This window comes from Streptomyces sp. YIM 98790, from assembly GCF_011421595.1.
In the GTDB taxonomy this organism is placed as follows: Bacteria; Actinomycetota; Actinomycetes; order Streptomycetales; family Streptomycetaceae; genus Streptomyces.
On sequence record NZ_WTLH01000107.1, the window covers coordinates 1 to 21,246 of the forward strand.

Annotated in this window: 16 protein-coding genes; 5 read left to right on the plus strand and 11 right to left on the minus strand. The window is 74.2% G+C overall.

What is annotated here, in order from left to right; translation table 11 throughout:
- The 3 genes from GQS09_RS17800 to GQS09_RS17810 form a co-directional block, all read right to left on the minus strand.
- Positions 1–961: ABC transporter ATP-binding protein (locus GQS09_RS17800; RefSeq protein ID WP_165987396.1), on the minus strand; the 961-nt coding region annotated here is incomplete at its 3' end.
- Between the two features lie 229 nt (positions 962–1,190).
- The gene (locus tag GQS09_RS17805) at positions 1,191–1,934 is read right to left on the minus strand and encodes an NUDIX domain-containing protein (RefSeq protein WP_165987398.1); all 744 of its coding nucleotides are present in this window, start codon (positions 1,932–1,934) and stop codon (positions 1,191–1,193) included.
- 32 nt (positions 1,935–1,966) lie between these two features.
- On the minus strand, positions 1,967–3,151 hold the full coding sequence (locus GQS09_RS17810; protein WP_165987400.1) for a DUF4192 domain-containing protein: 1,185 nt from the start codon (positions 3,149–3,151) through the stop codon (positions 1,967–1,969).
- A 158-nt stretch (positions 3,152–3,309) separates the two neighbouring features.
- On the opposite strand from GQS09_RS17810, the gene GQS09_RS17815 reads away from it, so the two are divergent.
- Positions 3,310–5,529 carry a DEAD/DEAH box helicase gene (locus GQS09_RS17815; protein WP_207957970.1) on the plus strand — a complete coding sequence of 740 codons (2,220 nt, stop codon included), beginning with the start codon at positions 3,310–3,312 and terminating at the stop codon, positions 5,527–5,529.
- Positions 5,530–5,608: 79 nt separating this feature from the next.
- Here GQS09_RS17815 and GQS09_RS17820 read toward each other — a convergent pair whose 3' ends face one another.
- The 3 genes from GQS09_RS17820 to GQS09_RS17830 form a co-directional block, all read right to left on the minus strand.
- On the minus strand, positions 5,609–6,349 hold the full coding sequence (locus GQS09_RS17820; RefSeq protein WP_165987404.1) for a ribonuclease HII: 741 nt from the start codon (positions 6,347–6,349) through the stop codon (positions 5,609–5,611).
- Positions 6,350–6,379: 30 nt separating this feature from the next.
- Positions 6,380–7,324, minus strand: a complete 945-nt coding sequence (locus GQS09_RS17825) for an ADP-ribosylglycohydrolase family protein (RefSeq protein ID WP_165987406.1) — start codon at positions 7,322–7,324, stop codon at positions 6,380–6,382.
- 72 nt (positions 7,325–7,396) lie between these two features.
- Positions 7,397–8,005: a YdbC family protein gene (locus GQS09_RS17830; protein ID WP_165987408.1), complete on the minus strand. Its 609-nt coding sequence runs from the start codon at positions 8,003–8,005 to the stop codon at positions 7,397–7,399.
- Positions 8,006–8,140: 135 nt separating this feature from the next.
- Between GQS09_RS17830 and GQS09_RS17835 the strand changes: the two genes are divergently transcribed.
- Together GQS09_RS17835 and GQS09_RS17840 are read left to right on the plus strand one after the other, a co-directional pair.
- Positions 8,141–8,632 carry a MarR family winged helix-turn-helix transcriptional regulator gene (locus GQS09_RS17835; protein WP_165987412.1) on the plus strand — a complete coding sequence of 164 codons (492 nt, stop codon included), beginning with the start codon at positions 8,141–8,143 and terminating at the stop codon, positions 8,630–8,632.
- Positions 8,633–8,736: 104 nt separating this feature from the next.
- Positions 8,737–10,257, plus strand: coding sequence for an MFS transporter (locus GQS09_RS17840; RefSeq protein WP_165987414.1), 1,521 nt, complete (start codon positions 8,737–8,739; stop codon positions 10,255–10,257).
- A gap of 68 nt (positions 10,258–10,325) precedes the next feature.
- On the opposite strand, the gene GQS09_RS17845 is transcribed toward GQS09_RS17840, so the two are convergent.
- Both GQS09_RS17845 and nrdR read right to left on the minus strand, forming a co-directional pair.
- Positions 10,326–13,241 carry a vitamin B12-dependent ribonucleotide reductase gene (locus GQS09_RS17845; RefSeq protein ID WP_165987417.1) on the minus strand — a complete coding sequence of 972 codons (2,916 nt, stop codon included), beginning with the start codon at positions 13,239–13,241 and terminating at the stop codon, positions 10,326–10,328.
- Between the two features lie 184 nt (positions 13,242–13,425).
- A complete protein-coding gene (nrdR, locus tag GQS09_RS17850) occupies positions 13,426–13,893 on the minus strand; it encodes a transcriptional regulator NrdR (RefSeq protein WP_165987419.1) in 468 nt (155 codons plus the stop codon).
- A 623-nt stretch (positions 13,894–14,516) separates the two neighbouring features.
- On the opposite strand from nrdR, the gene lexA reads away from it, so the two are divergent.
- Positions 14,517–15,281: a transcriptional repressor LexA gene (gene lexA, locus GQS09_RS17855; RefSeq protein WP_165987421.1), complete on the plus strand. Its 765-nt coding sequence runs from the start codon at positions 14,517–14,519 to the stop codon at positions 15,279–15,281.
- A gap of 241 nt (positions 15,282–15,522) precedes the next feature.
- Here the strand turns inward: lexA and GQS09_RS17860 are convergent, their stop codons facing one another.
- Together GQS09_RS17860 and GQS09_RS17865 are read right to left on the minus strand one after the other, a co-directional pair.
- Positions 15,523–17,664 (minus strand): ATP-dependent DNA helicase, encoded by a 2,142-nt coding sequence (locus tag GQS09_RS17860; RefSeq protein ID WP_165987423.1) that lies wholly within the window; start codon positions 17,662–17,664, stop codon positions 15,523–15,525.
- Positions 17,665–17,841: 177 nt separating this feature from the next.
- Positions 17,842–18,531 (minus strand): GNAT family N-acetyltransferase, encoded by a 690-nt coding sequence (locus GQS09_RS17865; RefSeq protein WP_165987425.1) that lies wholly within the window; start codon positions 18,529–18,531, stop codon positions 17,842–17,844.
- Between the two features lie 330 nt (positions 18,532–18,861).
- Between GQS09_RS17865 and GQS09_RS17870 the strand changes: the two genes are divergently transcribed.
- Positions 18,862–20,067 carry a serine protease gene (locus tag GQS09_RS17870; RefSeq protein WP_165987427.1) on the plus strand — a complete coding sequence of 402 codons (1,206 nt, stop codon included), beginning with the start codon at positions 18,862–18,864 and terminating at the stop codon, positions 20,065–20,067.
- Between the two features lie 117 nt (positions 20,068–20,184).
- On the opposite strand, the gene panD is transcribed toward GQS09_RS17870, so the two are convergent.
- Complete coding sequence (gene panD, locus GQS09_RS17875; protein ID WP_165987429.1) at positions 20,185–20,607, minus strand: aspartate 1-decarboxylase; 423 nt, start codon at positions 20,605–20,607, stop codon at positions 20,185–20,187.
- Positions 20,608–21,246 lie beyond the last annotated feature (639 nt).

Consider the following 21,246-nt stretch of genomic DNA (forward strand, 5'->3'; position numbering starts at 1 on the left):
CGGCGGCGGGCCCCGGGCCGCGGCCGTCGGCGCGGGTCAGGGGGGCCGGTGCGCCGCGGTCGCCGTCGGTCCCGTTCTCGTCGGCGAGCTGGTGGACCAGGATGCGGTGGCGGTAGGCGAGCTCACCCACCGCGGCCCGGCTGACGCCGAAGACCACCACCCGGCCGCCGTCCTCCAGCAGCGCCTCGCCGGCGGCGCAGTCCTCGCCGGTGCCCGGCAGCGGGCCGCCCGCGCGCAGCTCGTGGCGGAGGACCGCGGTGAGCCGTTCGGCGTGCGGGGTGCGGACCACCACCCGGGGCCGCAGCCGGGTGCGGGCGAAGTCCGCACCGGTCTGGTCCGCGACCGTCCGGCCGTCGGCCAGGGTCACCACATGGTCGCCGAGGCGGGCCGCGTCCTGCGGCTCGCGACAGGTCATCAGCACTGTGCCGCCGCGCTCCGCGTGCCGCCGCAGCAGGCCGTGGAGCCAGGCGGTCTCGCGCGGGGAGAGGCCGTCCGCGGGTTCGTCCAGCACCAGGGTGTGCGGATCGCCGAGCAGGGCGGCGGCGATGCCGAGCCGGCGGTCCATCCCACGGGAGTAGGTGGCCAGCCGCCGCCCCGCCACACCGGTGAGGCCGGCCAGGTCGAGCACCTCCTCGGCGCGGGCGGCCGGGAGTCCGGCGGCCGCGGCCAGCATCCGCAGATGGCCGCGCCCGGTGCGGCCGGGATGGCCGGGGACGTCCCCGAGGAGCACGCCGAGCTCTCGCGCCGGATGCCGCATCCGGCGCACCGGCCGGCCGTGGAACAGCGCGATGCCCCGGCCCGGCCGGAGCTGCAGCATCAGGCGCAGCGCCGTGGACTTCCCGGCCCCGGGCGGGCCGTGCAGCACGGTGATCCCGCCCGGCTCCGCCTCGAAGGAGAGATCCTCCACGGCCGGGGGCCTGCCCCCGCGGGGCAGGCCGGTGAGTCCGATGGTCTGGATCATCGAGTCTCCCGCTGACGGTGATCCCGGCACGACGACCCCAGCACCATAACCAGACACATCTGACATATGTGTCATATCGGACAGATCGCCGGGGGTCTGTCGCCGGGGACCGGCCGGAGTCCCCGTCCCGGGGCAGGACGGCATCCGGCCGTGCACGGCCCGCCGGCGCGGTCGACGGGCTTCGGGAGACGGGGCCCGCCGTCCGGCGGCCGGCGTCCGGGCCGCGGGCTCAGACCTCCGGGCGCAGCATCGGGGGGTTGAGCAGGGAGGCGCCGCCGGCCCGGAACAGCTGGGCCGGCCGGCCGCCCTGCCGGGTGGTGGTGCCGCCCGCCGGGACCAGGAAGCCGGGGGTGCCGGTGACCTTGCGGTGGAAGTTCCGCGGATCCAGGCTGACCCCCCACACCGCCTCGTAGACCCGGCGCAGCTCGCCGACGGTGAACTCCGGCGGGCAGAAGGCGGCGGCCAGCGAGGAGTACTCCAGCTTGGAGCGGGCCCGCTCCACGCCGTCGGCCAGGATGCGGTCGTGGTCGAAGGCCAGCTCCACGCTGGGGGCGCCGGCACCGGGCCCGCCGAGCAGCTGGTCCACCGGCATCCAGCGGGCCCCGCCCGCGTCCCCGCCCGGGGTGGGGGCCGGCAGATCGGGCGCCAGCACCAGATGCGCCACGCTGACCACCCGCATCCTGGGGTCGCGCCCGGGGTCGCCGTAGGTGGCGAGCTGCTCCAGATGCGCTCCGGCCGGCGGGCTGCCCGGGTCCTGGGTGTGCAGCCCGGTCTCCTCGGCGAGTTCCCGCGCGGCGGCGGTGACCAGGTCCTCGTCCGTCCGCACGAAGCCGCCGGGCAGCGCCCACCAGCCCCGGAAGGGCTCCTCGGCCCGGCGGACCACCAGCGCGCAGAAGGCGTCCCGCCGGACGGTGAGCACAACCAGGTCCACGGTGACGGCGAACGCCGGGAAGGCCGAGGGGTCATAGGGCATGCGGTGATCATAGTTCTCCGGAGGGCCCTCGCTCAGGGGTTGCGATCAACCGCCCGGGAAGCCCGCTCGCGGCGCATGCACCGGCGCAGCGGCTCGGCGTCCAGCCCTTCCCGCACGGCCTGCAGCAGCAGCCGGCCGAAGACGTACTCGGGGTCGGCCCGCACCGCACGGCCGAGTGCGACGCGGGCGGCCGTGTGGTCCCCGGTGGACCACGACACCCAGCCGGCGAGGGTGAGCACCGCGGCGGCATGGCCGGCCCAGGGGCCGACGCAGCGGCGGGCCAGCGCCCGCCACAGGCGCAGTGCCGCCGGGGCGTCCGGGCCCTCCATCCACTCGGCCGCGCGGTCCCGGGCGAGGCGGTCCTGGAGGCCGATCACCAGGGTCGCCGCCTCCTCGGAGGTGAGCAGGGCGTCGTCCCGGGCGTCGGCGGCCCGGTCGGCGGAGCCGGTCTCCGGGCGGTCGGCACAGGCGTGCCGGAAGCGGGCGATCAGCTCTCCGGCAAGGTGCAGGGTGCCGGTGCGCACCGCGTCGGCGTCGCGCCGTTCGTCCAGGATGCGGGGGACGAGACCGCGGGCCACGGTCTCGAAGGCGTGTGCCTGGCGGGCGGCGGCGGGCCCGTCGAGCGGGTCGAGACGGCGTTCGAGCTCCTGCAGCGAGCCCCGCACCCGGAGGCCCGCATAGGTGGCGGCCGCCGCCATGGGCGAGGTGCCGCCGGGCAGTTCGGTGCCCTCGGTGCCGCAGCACTCCGGGTCCGGGCAGCAGTAGGACCACCAGCGTCCGCCGGACAGGCACAGCGCCTCGACCACGGGCAGGTCGCGGGAGCCGCAGGCGGTGCGGAGCTGCCCGGCCAGCGGCGCGAGCCGGTCGCGCACCTGGACGGCGGTCTGGCCGGGAGCCGGGTCGCGGCACAGGTAGACCACGGCGGCGTCCGGCCCGGGGCCGTGCCCCGCGCCGCCCTCGGCCAGGCAGGCGGCGAGTTCCCGGGCGGTCTCCGGCCAGTCGGCGGCGTCCTCGGGGATGCCGATGCGGACCCGGCCGCCGATCCGGCTGTGCGGGCCGTGCAGGCCGATCAGCACGACCGAGTCGTCGGGACGGTAGCCCAGCAGGTACGGCAGGGCGTCGGCCAGGTCGGCGGGACCGCGCAGGGTCACCCGGCGGTCGGTGTGGTCGTGCTTGTCAGGGGTGAGCCGCGGTGCGGGCTCGCTGTGGGTGGTCATGCCGACGAAGGTGCCCGGTGCGCGGGCCGGCCGCGACCGCGTTGTCCACAGACCCGCCCATTCCACCGATGGACGGACGATCCGATTGTCAGAGTGTTCCCGGGTTTTCCACAGCCCGGGTTGGCCTCCCGGCCGGGCAGTGGGTTTGCATGGTGCCCATGCAGCAGTCACCCGCGGGGAGCGCCCCGCCCACCCGAGCCGGAAGCCCGGACGCCGCAGACCCGGGTCTGCGGGCCGCGGCCGACGCCCTGCTGGCCCGGCTGGTCGGTGCACCGGCCGGGCCGGGCACCGAGCCGCCGCGGCTGCGCGAGGACCAGTGGCGCGCCGTGGAGGCGCTGGTCGCCCACCGGCGGCGGACCCTGGTGGTGCAGCGCACCGGGTGGGGCAAGTCCGCGGTCTACTTCGTGGCCACCGCCCTGCTGCGGGAGCGCGGCAGCGGCCCCACGCTGCTGGTCTCCCCGCTGCTGGCGCTGATGCGCAACCAGGTCGAGGCCGCCGCCCGGGCCGGCATCGCCGCCCGCACCATCAACTCCGCCAATCCGGAGGAGTGGCAGTCGGTACGGGAGGAGATCACCGCCGGCCGGGTGGATGTCCTGCTGGTCAGCCCGGAGCGGCTGAACAACCCCGCCTTCCGGGACGAGGTGCTGCCCGAGCTGACCGCCACCACCGGGCTGCTGGTGGTGGACGAGGCGCACTGCATCTCCGACTGGGGCCACGACTTCCGCCCCGACTACCGCCGGCTGCGCGCCATGCTGGCCGGGCTGCCCGCCGGAGTGCCGGTGCTGGCCACCACGGCGACCGCCAATGCCCGGGCGAGCACGGACATCGCGGAACAGCTGGGCACCGATCCGCGGTCCGGCGGTGCCCTGGTGCTCCGCGGGCCGCTGGACCGGGAGAGCCTGAGCCTGTCCGTGCTGCGGCTGCCGGACGCCGCCCACCGGCTGGCCTGGCTGGACGGACAGCTCTCCCGGCTGCCGGGGTCCGGCATCGTCTACACCCTGACCGTGGCCGCGGCCGAGGAGGTGGCCGCCCATCTGCGCGGGCGCGGACACCGGGTCGCCTCCTACTCCGGCCGCACCGAGAGCGCCGACCGGGCGGCGGCCGAGGCGGACCTGCTGGCCAACCGGGTCAAGGCCCTGGTGGCCACCTCGGCGCTGGGGATGGGGTTCGACAAGCCCGATCTCGGCTTTGTGATCCATCTGGGGTCGCCCTCCTCCCCCATCGCCTACTACCAGCAGATCGGCCGCGCCGGGCGCGGGGTGGACCACGCCGAGGTGGTGCTGCTGCCCGGCGCGGAGGACGAAGCCGTCTGGCGGTACTTCGCCTCCCTGGCCTTTCCGCCCGAGGAGCAGGTGCGGGCCACCCTGGCGGCGCTGGCCGAGGCGGGCCGCCCGCTGTCGCTGCCCGCCCTGGAGCCGCGGGTGGACCTGCGCCGCTCCCGGCTGGAGATGATGCTCAAGGTGCTCGACGTGGACGGCGCGGTGCGCCGCACCACCGGTGGCTGGGAGGCCACCGGGCGGCCCTGGTCCTACGACGCCGAGCGCTATGCCCGGGTGGCCCGGCAGCGGGAGGCCGAGCGGCAGGCGATGCGGGAGTACGCCGCCGGCGGCCGGTGCCGCATGGAGTTCCTGCGCCGCCAGCTGGACGACGAGGAGGCCGCGCCCTGCGGCCGGTGCGATGTCTGCGCCGGTCCGCGGCTGACCGGCCGGATCGCCCCGGAGGCGCTGGCCGCGGCGCAGGCCGCGCTGGGGCGGCCCGGGGTGCCGGTGGAGCCCCGCCGGCTGTGGCCGACCGGGCTCCCGGCCGCCGGGCTGGAGCTGAAGGGCAAGATCGCGGCGGAGGAGACCGCCGAGACCGGCCGCGCGCTCGGCCGGCTCTCCGACATCGGCTGGGGCAACCGGCTGCGTCCGCTGCTCGGTCCCGGCGCGGAGGACGGCCCGGTGCCCGGCGAGGTGGTGGACGCGGTGGTCACGGTGCTGTCCGACTGGGCGCGCGGGCCGGGCGGCTGGGCATCGGGCGGGCCGGGCGCGCCGCAGCGGCCCGCCGGGGTGGTGACCGTGGGTTCGCGCACCCGGCCGCGGCTGGTCGGCTCGCTGGGCGCCCGGCTGGCGGAGATCGGCCGGATGCCGCTGCTGGGCACGGTCACGGTGCGGGGCCCGTGGGCGGCCCGGAGCAACAGCGCGCAGCGGCTGCTGGGGCTGCGGGACACCCTGTCCCTGGAGCCGGGGCTGGCGGACGCGGTGGCCGCGGCCCGGGCCCCGGTGCTGCTGGTGGACGACTTCACCGGGTCCGGCTGGACGCTGGCCGTGGCCGCCCGGCTGCTGCGCCGCGCGGGGGCCACCGCCGTGCTCCCCCTGGTTCTGGCGGTGGACGGATGAGGCCGGCCGGGGCGGCCGCCCACCGGGCCGCACCAGGCGGGCGGCGGGCGGCGGGCGGCGGGCGGCGGGCGGCGGGCGGTCAGAACATGCCGAGCTGGCCGGCCTCCTCCAGTTCGGCGGCCGCCGCCTCCGCCTCGGCACGCTCGCGCACGCTCGGCTTCCGCAGGTGGCGCCAGTGCTCCAGGGTGTCCATGTAGGCCCAGCTCAGCCGGTGATGGGGGGTGGGGCCCAGACGTTCCAGCGCCGCGCGGTGCACGGGTGAGGGATATCCGGCATTGCTGTCGAATCCGAAGTCCGGGTGTTCCATGCCCAGTTCGCACAGGTGGGCGTCGCGGTGCACCTTGGCCAGCACCGAGGCCGCGGCGACCGGCACGCAGGACTGGTCGCCCTTGATGACCGTGCGGACCCGCCAGGGCGCCCCCAGATAGTCGTGCTTGCCGTCCAGGATCACCGCGTCCGGCCGCACCGGAAGGGCCTCCAGGGCCCGGCAGGCGGCGAGCCGCAGCGCGGCGGTCATCCCCAGGTCGTCGATCTCCCCGGGCGAGGCGTGCCCCATGGCGTGGGCGGTCACCCAGCCGGCCAGCACCTCGGCGAGTTCGGTGCGGCGGGGCGGGGCGAGCAGTTTGGAGTCGGTGAGCCCCTCGGGCGGACGGCGCAGCCCGGTGACGGCCGCGCAGACCGTCACGGGCCCGGCCCAGGCTCCGCGGCCCACCTCGTCCACACCGGCGACCAGGCGCGCCCCGGTGGTGGCGCGCAGCGAACGTTCGACGGTGTGGGTGGGCAGGGGAGGCCGGGACCGGCCGGCGGAGGGTACTGGCATGATGCGGCCCACCCTACGCCGCCGCCGCGGTCAGGGAAGCGGCGGGAGCCAGTCGGGCAGCGGCTCGGTGGCGGCGAGCCAGTCCGGGGGCGGTGCGCCCTCCGGGGCGGAGGCCACGATGCCGCCGGCGATGGCGCAGGTGGTGTCGATGTCGCCGCCGGCGCGGACGCAGGCCCACACCGTGCCGGGGAAGTCTCCCCGGTGCCGGGCCGCCGCCCACACGGCGAACGGCACGGTGTCCTGGGCGGTGACGTTCCGTCCGTTGCCCAGGACGGCGGCCACCGTGCCCACGTCCCGGTAGTCCAGGAGTCCGGCGGCGCGGCGCACCCCGGCCCGCACCGCGCTGTCCGGGGTGCCCTTCAGCACGGCGCCGAGCAGTGCCCGCGGATCGCGCTCGCCGCCGGCGACGGCGGCCGCCGCCAGCGCCACGGCCACGGCGCCGGCCACCCCCTCGGGGTGCCGGTGGGTGACCTCGGCGGAGCGTGCCGCCTCGGCCGCGGCCCGCTCCGGGTCGCCGGCGTACCAGGCGCCCAGCGGGGCGACCCGCATGGCGGCGCCGTTGCCGTAGGAGCCGCTGCCGTGGAACAGGCCGGCGGAGAGCTCCCGCCAGTCGCCGCCCTCCTGGCGGATCAGGCGGAGCATGCGGCCGGCCGCCGGGCCGTAGCCCCGGTCGAAGTCGTGGTGCGCGGCGAAGGAGCGGGCCAGGTCGTCCTGGTCGACGGCACCGCGGGTGAGCAGCCCGGCCAGCACCGAGCAGGCCATCTCGGTGTCGTCCGTCCAGCTCCAGGGCGGGGGCGGCACCTCGGCGCGGCGCAGCAGGGACAGGTGTGCGGGGACGAAGAACTGGGCGCCCAGTGCGTCGCCGACGCGGAGCCCGTGCAGGGCGGCCAGGGCGCGCCGGGCGCGCGCGGAGGCGGCGTCGGTGGTGTTCCGGGGCTCGTCGGCGGGGGCGGGGTCTGCGGGTTCAGCTGTCATGGTGGGCGCGACTCTAGCCGTCCCGGGGGCGGCGGACGCCGGTTCTGTGCCGGCCCTCACGCCGGGAACCGGTCACACCGTCCAGGAGGGTTCCAGTTCCACCACGTCGCCGTCGACGGCGGCGACGTCCGCGCCGGTCTGGGCGCGCAGCGCGAGCCGTTCCACCCGCTCGGTGCGGTATTTGGCGCGCTCCGCGGCGGAGTTCCACATGGACAGCACCAGGAACTCCCGCTCGGCGTCCGCCTCGGCGAAGACCCCGCGCAGCATGCCCGGCGATCCGGCCATGGCCGGATTCCACACCTTCTCCTGCATCAGCGCGAAGTGCTCGGCGCGGTCCTGGTGCACCCTGCAGTGCGCCACCCGCACCACATCGGCGTCGCCGAACCGCGGTTCGAAGCCGGTCTTCACGTCGAAGCGGTAGTCGAAGAGCCGCACCTGGCCGTCGCGGTAGGTGCCGGACTGGGAGGCGGCCAGCCGGTCGTGGGAGCGGGCCATGAAGGAGTCGTAGAGTGCCCGGCTCTCCCAGAACGCGAACAGGTGCACGACCCCGGGCCGTGAGCGGCTCCAGCCACCGCCCTGACCTCGGAATCCGGGCTCGCCCAGCAGCCCCGCCCACTTCCGCTGCCCTCGCTCGAAGCCGCCTCGGTCGACCACGGTGCACCGCATCCACTTGACCAGCACCGCGCTATCGTACGGCCAGTTCAGCATCCGAACGCACCGGTCTCATGAGCCGGCGTCCGGGCCGCTGCCCGGCCGGCACCCACGTGATCCGTCACGGGATAATCCCCGTGCGGGAGCAATTGTTACGCTCGTTCCATGACCACCGTCACTCCCCCCGCCCGGACCGTTGCCGACGTCTCCTGGATGCTGTCGCACACCAGCCGCGTGCTGGCCACCCGGATGGCGGCGGCCTTCGGCGAACTGGGCATCACGCCCCGCGCCTTCTGCGTGCTGTTCCACGCCATGGAGGCGGAGCGGACGCAGATCCAGCTCGCCGAGATCGCCGATCTGGACAAGACGACCATGGTGACCACCGTGGACGAACTGGAGCGGGCGGGCCTGGCCGAGCGGCAGCCGTCCCGCACAGACCGGCGGGCGCGGATCATCCGGGTCACCCCGGCGGGTGAACGGGCCGTCGCCGAGGGCACCAGGATCGCCGACCGGGTGCACGGCGAGGTCCTCCAGGCGCTGGAGCCCGGCGACCGCGAGCCCTTCCTGCGCGCGCTGACCACGCTGACCGGCGGCCTCCTCGCGGCCCCCGCGGAGAGTCCGGCGCCGGTCCGCCGGGCCCGCCGGCCACGCGGCTGACCGCACCGGCCGGAGCCCGCGCCAATCTCATCAGACAACAGATAGTTTCGAAGCAGACTATCTGCTAGTGTCTCACCCGTTCGCACCGACCGGGGAGACACTCCATGCCGAACTCCGCACCGCCCTCCGCGCACCGCGCCCCCTCACCGCCCAGCCCGCGGCTCGCCCTGGCCGTGCTCTGCGCGGGCATGCTCATGATCATCCTGGACGGCAGCATCGTCACTGTCGCCCTCCCCGCCGTCCAGCAGGACCTCGGCTTCTCCTCCGCCAACCTGACCTGGACCGTCAACGCCTATCTGATCGCCTTCGGCGGGCTGCTGCTGCTCGCCGGGCGGCTGGGCGACCTGATCGGCCGCAAGCGGGTGTTCCTGCTGGGGCTGGGCCTGTTCACCGCCGCCTCGGTGCTCTGCGCCCTCGCCACCGGCCAGGCCGTACTGATCGCCGCCCGCTTCCTCCAGGGTGCCGGCGGGGCGCTCACCTCCGCCGTCAGCCTGGGCATGCTGGTCACCCTCTTCCCCGCACCCCGGGAACGCGGCCGGGCGATCGCCGTCTTCAGCTTCACCGGCGCGGCCGGCGCCTCCCTCGGCCAGGTGGCCGGCGGCGTCCTCACCGAGGCGCTGAGCTGGCACTGGATCTTCCTCATCAACCTGCCCCTCGGCATCGCCGCCATGGCGCTGGCCGCCCGGGTACTGCCCGCCGACCGCGGCCCCGGCCTGCGGGCCGGGGCCGACGCCCCGGGCGCCGCCCTGGTCACCGCCGCCCTGATGACCGGCATCTACGCCATCACCGCGACCGAACGCCACGGCTGGGCCTCGATGCACACCCTCGCCCTGTCCGCCGGCGCCGCCCTGCTGCTCGCCGCGTTCCTGCGCCGCCAGGCCACCACCGCCCGTCCGCTGCTGCCACTGCGCGTGCTTCGCTCCCGCAGCGCCGGCGGCGCCAACCTGATCCAGGTGCTGACCGTCTCCGCCTGCTTCGGCTTCCAGGTGATGACCGCCCTCTACCTGCAGAATGCGGCCGGCTACGGGGCGGCGCTGACCGGCCTGGCCATGCTGCCCGCCGCCGTCGCCATCGGCGCCGTCTCGCTGCTGCTCTCCGCCCGGCTGATCGGCCGCTGGGGCGAGCGGCGGGTACTGCTCGCCGGGCTGCTCCTGCTCACCGCCGCGCTCGGCCTGCTGACCCGGCTGCCGGCCGCCCCGCACTACGCCGTCCATCTGCTGCCGACCATGCTGCTGGCGGGCGGCTTCGGACTGGCCATCGCCGCGCTGACGGCGCTCGCCATGGCCGAGGCCGGGCCCGAGGACGCCGGGGTGGCCTCCGGGCTGTTCAACACCACCCAGCAGATCGGCGGCGCCCTGGGCGTGGCGGTGCTCACCACCCCGGCGACGTCCCGCGCCGAGGTGCTGCGCGGACGCGGCACGGACCCGGCCGAGGCCCTCAGCGCCGGCTTCCGCCTCGGCTTCGGCCTGGGCGCGGCGCTGCTCGCCGCCGCCTTCCTGACCGCCCTGTTCCTGCTCCGCGACCGCCCGGCCGGGGCAACCGGCCCGGCCCCCGGCCCGGCCGCCGGCGGGGCCACGGCCGCTGCGGCCGGACCGCGGGAACCGACCGCCCGGATCGGCGCCTGACCCCGGCGGCCCAGAAGGGGGCGCCGGCCACCGGCCGGCGCCCCCTTCCCCCGTACCGGGCTCCGCCGTCAGCTGCAGCCGCTGGTGGAGCCGCAGCCCTCGCAGACGTAGCAGCTTCCGGCACGGCGCATCTTGGTGCCGCAGGAGAAGCACAGCGGTGCGTCGGCGTTCATGCCGAGCTGGATCTCGGCCAGCTCCGTCGAGTTGTGCGCCCCCTGGGGCGCCGGGGCGGAGACGGCGGCCGGCTCCGGGGCCGCCGGCCGGCGGGGCGCGGACTGGGCCAGGCCCTCCACGTCCATGTCCTCGTCCTCGGCGGACGCCTCGTAGGAACCCGTCTCCAGGTGGCGCTGGCGCTCCTCCACCGTGTGGATGCCCAGCGCCGAGCGGGTCTCGAAGGGCAGGAAGTCCAGCGCCAGTCGGCGGAAGATGTAGTCGACGATCGACTGCGCCATCCGCACGTCCGGGTCGTCCGTCATGCCGGCCGGCTCGAAGCGCATGTTGGTGAACTTCGAGACATAGGTCTCCAGCGGCACGCCGTACTGCAGGCCCACCGAGACGGCGATGGAGAAGGCGTCCATCATGCCCGCCAGGGTGGAGCCCTGCTTGGACATCTTCAGGAAGACCTCGCCCAGCCCGTCGTCCGGGTAGCTGTTGGCGGTCATGTAGCCCTCGGCACCGCCGACCGTGAACGAGGTGGTGATGCCGGGCCGCCCCTTGGGCAGCCGGCGCCGCACCGGCCGGTGCTCGGCCGGCTTGGTCTCCGGGGCCGGGGCCCCGGCCCCGGACTCGCTCCCGGCCGCCCCGGACTCGTCCTTCTGCTCCTTCTGCTTCTTCTGCTTCTTGGCGGCGGAGAGCGGCTGGCCGACCTTGCTGCCCTCGACGTAGACCGCCAGCGCCTTCAGGCCGAGCTTCCAGCCCTCCAGATAGATCTGCTCCACATCCTCGACCGTGCTGGTGCCGGGCATGTTCACGGTCTTGGAGATGGCACCGGAGAGGAACGGCTGGGTGGCCGCCATCATCCGCACATGGCCCATCGGGGCGATCGACCGCTCGCCCATGGCGCAGTCGAAGACCTCGTAGTGCTCCGGCTTCAGGCCCGGGGCGTCGACCACGTTGCCGTGCTCGGCGATGTGGGCGACGATCGCCTCGCTCTGCTCGTCCTGGTAGCCGAGCCGCTTCAGCGCCTTGGGCACCGTGGTGTTGACGATCTGCATGGAGCCGCCGCCGACCAGCTTCTTGAACTTGACCAGGGCCAGGTCGGGCTCGATGCCGGTGGTGTCGCAGTCCATCATCAGGCCGATGGTGCCGGTCGGGGCGAGCACGCTGGCCTGGGCGTTGCGGAAACCGTTCTTCTCGCCCAGCCGCAGCACGTCCTGCCAGGCCTCGGTCGCCGCCGCCCACACCGGGGTGTCCAGCTCGTCCATCCGCTTGGCCCCGGCGTTCGCCTCGGCGTGCTGCCGCATCACCCGCCGGTGCGCGCCGGCGTTCCGGGCGTAGCCCTCGTACGGGCCGACGGCGGCGGCCAGTTCCGCCGAGCGCCGGTAGGCGGTGCCGGTCATCAGCGAGGTGACGGCCCCGGCCAGCGCCCGGCCGCCGTCCGAGTCGTAGGCGTGCCCGGTGGCCATCAGCAGCGCGCCCAGGTTGGCGTAGCCGATGCCGAGCTGGCGGAACGCCCGGGTGTTCTCGGCGATCTTCTGCGTCGGGAAGTCGGCGAAGCAGATGGAGATGTCCATCGCCGTGATGACCAGCTCGGTCACCTTGGTGAAGCGCTCGATGTCGAACGCCTGGTGGCCCTCGCCGTCGTCCTTGAGGAACTTCATCAGGTTCAGCGAGGCCAGGTTGCACGAGGTGTTGTCCAGGTGCATGTACTCGCTGCACGGGTTGGAGGCGGTGATCCGGCCGGACTCCGGGCAGGTGTGCCAGTGGTTGATGGTGTCGTCGTACTGGATGCCGGGGTCGGCGCAGGCCCAGGCGGCCTCGGCCATCCGGCGCAGCAGCCCTCTGGCGTCGACCCGCTCGATCACCTCGCCGGTCATCCGGGCGCGCAGGCCGAAGTCGGAGCCGCTCTCCACGGCCCGCATGAAGGCGTCCGTCACCCGCACCGAGTTGTTGGCGTTCTGGTACTGGACGGAGGCGATGTCGTCCCCGCCCAGGTCCATGTCGAAGCCGGCGTCCCGCAGGACCCGGATCTTCTCCTCCTCGCGGACCTTGGTCTCGATGAACGCCTCGATGTCCGGGTGGTCCACGTCCAGCACCACCATCTTGGCGGCCCGGCGGGTGGCGCCGCCCGACTTGATGGTGCCGGCCGAGGCGTCCGCGCCGCGCATGAAGGAGACCGGGCCGGAGGCGTTGCCGCCGGAGGACAGCAGTTCCTTGGAGGAGCGGATCCGGGACAGGTTCAGACCGGCGCCGGAACCCCCCTTGAAGATCATGCCCTCCTCCTTGTACCAGTCGAGGATGGACTCCATGGAGTCCTCGACCGCGAGGATGAAACAGGCGCTGACCTGCTGCGGCTGCTTGGTGCCGACGTTGAACCAGACCGGCGAGTTGAAGCTGAAGACCTGGTGCAGCACCGCGTGGGCGAGCTCGTGCTCGAAGATCTCGGCATCGGCCGGGGAGGCGAAGTAGCCGTGCTCCTCACCGGCCGCCCGGTAGGTCTTCACCACCCGGTCGATGAGCTGCTTCAGGCTGGTCTCGCGCTGGGGCGTGCCCACGGCTCCGCGGAAGTACTTGCTGGTGACGATGTTGACCGCGTTCACCGACCAGAAGTCGGGGAACTCGACGCCGCGCTGCTCGAAATTGACCGAGCCGTCGCGCCAGTTGGTCATGACGACGTCACGCCGCTCCCAGACCACCTCGTCGTAGGGGTGCACCCCCGGGGTGGTGTGGATGCGCTCGAAGCGCAGGCCCTTGCCCGCGGTCCTGCCGCCCTTGGCCGTCCTGGCGCGGGAGCCGCGTGCTGAGCCACTCGTCGTCTCTGTCATTCCGCCTCCCTGTATGGGCATAACGCCCGGTCGCCCACCGGATCTTCCCGGTGCGCCTTGCCGTTGTGCTGCTGCTTGTGCTGCTGACTGACGCTCCGGCTGCCGCCGTTCCGCTCCGTGGCCGCACTGTCACGGCGCGCACCGGCGCTCCGGAAACCTCCTCCGGCCGCCCCGGCGGCCGGCGCTACCGGCCGCCGCCGGGACCGGGTGGTCCGGCGCGAAGCTCCGCGATGGCGGCCTCGAAGTCCGCCAGTGAGTCGAATGCCCGGTACACGGAGGCGAACCGCAGGTACGCCACCACGTCGAGCTCTCTGAGGGGCCCGAGTATCGCCAGGCCGACATCGTGGGTGGAGAGCTCCGCGCTGCCGGTGGCCCGCACGGCCTCTTCCACGCGCTGGCCGAGCCGGGCGAGCGCGTCCTCGGTGACCGGCCGCCCCTGGCACGCCTTGCGCACCCCGGCGATCACCTTGTCGCGGCTGAAGGGCTCGGTGACGCCGCTCCGCTTGATCACCATCAGGGCGGCGGTCTCCAGTGTGGTGAATCTCCGGCTGCACTCCTGGCACTGCCGGCGCCGCCGGATGGTGGTGCCGTCGTCCGCCGTGCGGCTGTCGACGACCCGGCTGTCGGGGTGGCGGCAGAAGGGGCAGTGCATGATTCCCACACCCTCCAGCAAGCCGCCGCGGACACCACCGATCACCCCGTGCGGGACCTTGGTCCGTGCCCTTGGCCCCTGCGAGGTGGCACCAGCATAACCACAATTTCTGGTGGCCGCCGCACATACAACCACTAGATCTGGTGTCGGGGTGTCAGATCCGATGGACGCGCGCATCGCGCCGCGGGCACCGTGGGCGGCGGGCCCCCGCGAGCATACGGGGTACCCGCCGCGTACTGTGGGCGGCACCCCGGGACGGCCGCCGCGGCACCCGGGAGGGTCTTCCGGGACGGGCCCCGGAGCCGCCGGGACACCGCACGGAGCCGCCGGACGGCCCGCCGGAGAGGACCGGGAAGGACCGGGAAGGACCGGGAAGGACCGGGGCAGCGCGCGGGGAGTCGCCACGGACAGGGCAGGGAGAGGCCGGGAGGGGACCGGGGGGAGCACCGGAGCAGTGCGCGGAGGGGGCGGAACGCAGGGGTCGCGGAGTCCGCCTCATACACCGCAGGGCATGATCAGGTCAGGCGATCGGTCATATTTCACTCGAACGTGTGTTTGGCGCAACCTTTCGATAGCAACTACCGTTGTCAGGCCAGGAAAACCCACCTGCGAGAGGGGCGAGGATGACCACCGCAGCAGAACACACCATCACGGCGACCCCGGGCCACGCCGCAACACACCCCGGCCACGGCCCGATTGCCCCGGAACCGGCCGCGCAGCGCTCGGCCCCCGGCAGGCCACCCGGCATCCGGGCGGACAGCTCCGGGCTGACCGACCGGCAGCGCCGGGTGATCGAGGTGATCCGTGACTCGGTGCAGCGCCGCGGCTATCCCCCGTCCATGCGGGAGATCGGCCAGGCGGTCGGCCTGTCCTCCACCTCCTCGGTCGCGCACCAGCTCATGGCACTGGAGCGCAAGGGCTTCCTGCGCCGGGACCCGCACCGGCCCCGGGCCTATGAGGTGCGCGGCGCGGACACCCCCGCCCCGCCCCCCGCGGACACCTCGGGCAAGCCCGCCGCCTCCTATGTCCCGCTCCTCGGACGGATCGCGGCCGGCGGCCCCATCCTGGCCGAGGAATCCGTGGAGGACGTCTTCCCCCTCCCCCGCCAGCTCGTCGGGGACGGCGAGCTGTTCGTGCTCAAGGTGGTCGGCGATTCCATGGTCGACGCGGCCATCTGCGACGGGGACTGGGTCACCGTCCGGCGGCAGCCCGTCGCGGAGAACGGCGACATCGTCGCCGCCATGCTGGACGGCGAGGCGACCGTCAAGCGCTTCAAGCGGGAGGACGGCCAGGTCTGGCTGCTCCCGCACAACGCGGCCTACCAGCCCATTCCGGGCGACCACGCCACCATCCTGGGCAAGGTCGTCGCGGTCATGCGGCGGCTCTGAGCGAGCCGCTGTCCGGCACCGCCCAGGCGGCATGGCGGCGGGCCGGGCGCCCCAGAAGGGCGCCCGCCTCTGCACCGGGCCGGCCCCTCGTGGCTCCGGCCGCACCTCCCTGCTGATCCCGCCACCGCCGGCCGGCGGACCGGCCGCCCTCCCCGCAGCACCGGCCGGGTCACCCCCGGTACCGGCACGCCCGCGCGGGCACACCCGCGCCGAAGGCCCGCGGGCCCGGCGAGGAGTCCCCTCAGGGCTGAGCCGCCCGGGCCGCGGCGTCGATGGCGGCCAGTGAGCGGCGCACCTGGTTGCGGTCGTTGGTGTACCAGAAGTCCGGCATCGAGGCGCGCAGAAAGCCGCCGTACCGGGCAGTGGCCAGCCGGGGATCGAGCACCGCGACCACCCCGCGGTCGTCCACGGCCCGCACCAGCCGGCCGGCGCCCTGCGCCATCAGCAGCGCGGCATGGGTGGCGGCCACGGCCATGAAGCCATTGCCGCCGGCGCTCTCCACCGCTCGCTGGCGGGCGCTCATCAGCGGATCATCGGGCCGGGGGAACGGAATCCGGTCCATCACCACCAGCTGGCAGTTCGGTCCGGGCACATCCACGCCCTGCCACAGCGACAGCGTGCCGAACAGACAGGTGCGGGCATCGGCGGCGAAGGTCCGGATCAGCTCGCCCAGGGTCTCCTCGCCCTGCAGCAGGATCGGCAGATCCAGCCGGCCGCGCAGTTCCTCGGCGGCGTGCTGCGCGGCGCGCATGGAGGAGAACAGGCCCAGCGTCCGGCCCCCGGCCGCCTCCATCAGCTCGGCCAGTTCGTCCAGCATGTCGGCCCGGCCGCCCTCCCGCCCGGGCGGTGAGAGGTGCCGGGCCACATAGAGGATGCCCTGCTTGCGGTAGGTGAACGGCGAGCCCACATCCAGGCCGCGCCACACCGGCGCCTCGTCCCCCGTCTCCTCGTCCCCGGCCTCTTCCTTCCCCTCTGCTCCGGCTGCTCCGGCTGTGCCGGAACCGCCCTCCGGGCCGAGGCCCAGCGAGGCGGCGATGCCGTGGAAATCCCCGCCCAGCTTCAGGGTCGCGGACGTCAGGATCACCGAGCGCTCGGTGAACAGCTTCTCCCGCAGCAGACCGGAAACCGTCAGCGGCGCCACGCGCAGCGAGGCACCGTAGCGGTCGTGCCGCTCGTACCACAGGACGTCGTACTCCGAGCCCTCCAGGATCCGGTCGCACACCTCCTGGACGTTCTCGACGGAGGCCAGCGCCTGGCGGCGGACGGCCTCCTCGTCGCTCAGCGAGGCATCCCGGGTGGTGCCGATGGCGGTGATCACGGTCCGGGCCGCATCGCGCAGTGCCGCCAGCGCATAGCCCAGATCCTCGGGAATCTCCTCCAGCCGGCCGGGCAGGGCCAGCTCCATCAGCCGCTCGAAGCTCTCCGCGGCCGTCTGCAGCCGGTCGGCGGCCTTTTCGTCGACCAGCTTGGCCGCGCGCCGCACCGCGCGGTTCACCCCGCCCGGGGTCAGCTCCCCGGTGGCCACCCCGGTGACCCGGGAGACCAGCTCGTGGGCCTCGTCGATGATCAGGACCTCGTGCTCGGGCAGCACCGGCGCGCCCTCCAGCGCGTCGATGGCCAGCAGCGCGTGATTGGTGACGATGACCTCGGCGAGCTTGGCCCGCTCCCGGGCCGCCTCGGCGAAGCACTCGGTGCCGTAGGGGCACTTGGCCGCGCCCAGGCACTCCCGCGCCGAGACCGACACCTGGGACCAGGCCCGGTCCGAGACGCCCGGGGAGAGGGCGTCGCGGTCCCCCGTCTCGGTCTCGTCCGCCCAGTCCCGCAGGCGCAGCAGATCCCGGCCCAGCCGGCTGCTGGCCCCGCCGCCCGCGGCAACGGCGGCCTGCGCCGCCTCGAAGGGGTCGAACAGGCCCTCCTCCTCGTCCTGCGGCACGCCCTCGTGCAGCCGGTGCAGACAGAGATAGTTGGAGCGGCCCTTGAGGGTGGCGAACTCGGGACGGCGGCGCAGCAGCGGGTGCAGGGCCTCCACCGTGCGCGGCAGATCCCGCTCGATGAGCTGCCGCTGGAGGGCGAGTGTGGCGGTGGCGACGATCACCCGCTCGCCCTGCGCCAGCGCCGGCACCAGATACCCCAGTGATTTGCCGGTGCCGGTGCCCGCCTGGACCAGCAGATGGCTGCCGTCCGCCACGGCCTCGGCGACCGCCTCGGCCATGGCCGCCTGGCCGGGCCGCGGCGAGCCGGAGACGGCGGCCACCGCGGCGCCCAGCAGCGCCGCCAGATCGGGCTGCCCGGCCGCCGCGGGAGCGGCCCGGTCCGGACCGGACGCTTCGGGCGGGGCGGACGGTGCGGGGTGCGGGGCGGAGTCGCCGGTCGTTGCGCTCATAGACCGGTAACCCTACGCCGCCGCACTGACACCGCGGGCCGGTTCCCGCACCCGCCCGCCCCGGGCGGCGCACCGCAGCGGCCGCCGCCCGCCGAGCACCGGACGACGACGGCTGCGGACGACGGCCGCGGACGACGACCGCTGCGGGTGACGGGCGCCGCGCGGTCGCGAGAGGGCTCAGCGTGCCCTGACCAGCACGGCGGCCCGGCGTCCGGGCAGCGGCACCTCGGTCACGCTGCGGAAACCGGCGCGGTGCAGGGCGGCCACGGCCGCTCCGTCCCGCACGTCCGGAGCGGCCAGCACCCGGCCGCAGGCCGGCCGGCTGCGCAGGATGAGCTCGCCGGCCGCGGCCAGCAGCCGCGCGCCCAGCCCGGGCTGCTGCGCGGCGGCCGGCGCCAGCAGCGTCCGCATCCCGGTGTCGTGCGGCAGGCAGGGGAAGCACCGGGCCAGGGCGGAGAGATCGGCGCGGTAGATCTCCCAGTAGCCGGCCGGTGTGCCGTCCAGCAGGCCGAGACAGGGCACGCTGCGGCCGTCGCCGCGGAGCTGGGCGGCCAGGCGCTCGGCCGGGTCCCGGGGCGGCTCCCAGAACTCGGCCGCGGCCGGGTCGCCGAGCCAGCCGGTGAGCAGCGGCAGATCGGTCTCCGGCCGGACCGGCCGCAGCCGCAGGCTGTGCCGCGCCCCGTCGTCCGTCGTCACCACCGCCGGTTCCCAGGCGGCCACCGTGTCCAGCAGATCACGCGGCGGCCGGCCCGGTGGGGCGGGCGGCGCGGGCAGTTCCACGGTCTCCTGCTCGCTCGGATCTCCGGGCACGCGCTCGTCCCCGGTGGCACCGCCGGTGCCGGTGCCGCTGCCGCTGCCGGTGTGCATGGTCGGGTCCTCCTCGGCGGCTCCCGGGGCCCGCCGGTGCGCGGTCCCCGGAAGGGCAACGAGCGGGCCGCGCACCGATCACGGCCGGCTGGGCCCCTCCTGCTCCGACCTGCTGTCAGTTCCCGGATCGCGCGGCGGCCCGGAGACGATTCCACGACACGGCCGGGACGCCCCCGCTACACGTACCCGGAACCGGCCACCCGGATTTCTCCGTCCACCACGACACCGGCATAGTTGGGGGGCCGTCCCGATGCCGGGGCAGCAACCGTCTTGCGGCCCGCGGGTCACGAGGCCCACGTCAGAACAGAACCGCTCAGGGGGAATTCACCCATGTCTTTGATGCGCAGGCGCCACCGAGCCGCCCTCGCGGCCGGAGCCGTGGCCGCTGCTCTCGCCCTCACCGCCACCGCCTGCGGCCCCGGCGAGGACGAAGCGGGCTCTGGCGGCAAGGAGGACAACCAGCCCGTCGAGAAGCCGGACAGCCAGGAGGACCGGCTCAACGACCTGCTCGACGCCCTGCCGGTCGACATCGATGTCGACAAGTGGAAGGACGGCGAGTGGAAGAACTGGGACCAGGACCAGTGGCTGCGCGAGGCCGGTGAGTACATCGGCATCATCATCGAGGACTTCTGGGACGCGGACCGCATGCGGGACGCCCTCGACATGGACCGGGGCGTCGACGAGGAAGAGATCGAGGACGTGGACCCGGGCGAGGAGGAGCCGCCCGCGGACGACCCGGACGACGACCGCGGCGTCACCGACCCCGACCCGGTCCCGGTCGAGGCGGTGGCCGAGCCGGCGCCGTACACCGGGAACAACCCGGCCGTGGGGAAGATCTTCATGGAGACTCCGGAGGGCACCATGGTGTGCTCCGGCTCGGTGGTGAAGGACCCGGATAACCCGGGCAAGTCCAACCTGGTCGCCACCGCGGGCCACTGCGTGCACGCGGGCGCCGAGGGCGGCTGGTTCCGCAACGTGGCCTTCGTGCCGGCGTACAACTCCAGCGGTGTGCCGCTGGAGGAGTCGGTCAACCTGCCGTTCGAGGAGATCGCCCCGCTGGGCATCTGGTGGGCCGAGTACGTGGGCACCACGGACTACTGGGTGCAGAACGGCACCGCGGTCGGCGGTGACGGCGCGCACCAGGACTTCGCGGTGATGAAGGTCGTCCCGGAGGAGGGCACCACCCAGTCCCTGGAGGAGATGACCGGCGCGGCCTACGACATCACCTTCGACGCGCCGGCCGTGTCGCAGCTCAGCCCCTTCAAGGTGATCGGCTACCCGGCGGCGGAGCCGTTCGACGGCGAGCAGATGTACAGCTGCACCGACCAGCCGACCCGGCTGTCGCTGGACCCCGCCCAGCCGGTGATGTACCGGGTGGGCTGCACCATGACCGCCGGTTCCTCGGGCGGCCCCTGGATTCACGACGGCGCGCTGATCTCGGTCACCTCGATCGGCCCCTACGACTCCACCTGGCTGGCCGGCCCGCGGCTGGAGGCCGACTGCGAAGAGGTCTTCGACACGGTCCGCACCAGCTGACCCACGGCTCCCCGCCGCGGGGCGCGGCAGGAGCGGCACAGCAGCAGGCCGGGCCCGCCTCCTCGGACGAGGAGGCGGGCCCGGCCGCGTGCGGTCGCTGCGCTCGCGGAGACGCGCTCAGCCGCGGGCGACGGCGAGCGGGCTGCGCAGGGTGCCGCTGCCCGGCACGGGGGCGCCCGGGTCGGCACCCAGTTCCACGATCCGGTTGTCCCGGTCCACGTGCACCACCCGGGGCCGCAGCGCGCGTGCCTCGGCGTCGTCCACCTGCGCATAGCTGATCAGGATGACCAGATCGCCGGGCCTGACCAGATGGGCCGCCGCGCCGTTGATGCCGATCACTCCGGAACCGCGCTCCCCCTCGATGACATAGGTCTCCAGCCGGCTGCCGTTGTCGATGTCGACGATGTGCACCAGCTCGCCGGGCAGCAGATCGGCGGCCTCCATGAGCTCGGCGTCGATGGTGACCGATCCCACATAGTGCAGGTCGGCATGGGTCACCGTGGCACGGTGGATCTTCGACTTGAACATGGTACGCAGCATTGCGGCACTCCTGGATGTTGGCTCCCTGCCTGCATATGCGCAGGTCAAGGGCGGTTTCCGTACCCTGGGGCAAGTCGCGCGTCCGGCCGGCTTTCACCAGGTTTTGCAGGACTCTTGCTGACCGATTGCTGACTTTCCTGACACATCGTCACGCAGCGACGGAAGGCTTGCGCCGGCACTCCGGCCCCTGCCGTGACGACGCCCCCAGGGTACGCAATCGCCCCCTGCCCCATACCTGGGGCCACCTCCACCCGCAGTCGCACCGCTCTCACCCCCGGCGCGCGGGCCGACACGACCGCGCCGCGGATCCGGCGGGACGCGGTCTCCGCCGTGCACATCGGCGCAGCGTGCGCCGCCCTCACTCGCGGCCCGCCAAAGAGAGGTCGGGAATATAGCGGATCATCGCCGGTTGGCCAAACCGGGCCGTATTCCGAACATGGCGTTTATGACCGTCAGGCACTGACCAGCGTCCACGGTCGGATTCCGTGACCCTACGAAAATGGTACGACCGTGACCATGGCCAAAGGCAACGTTAGCCATCAGGCATGGTCAGCAGGACAGCTCTACTGGAGAGGCTCAATGCCCGTTTCCTCTATTACTCAGTCGCAAAGTAGTGTCCCGTCCTCCAGCCGAACGGGG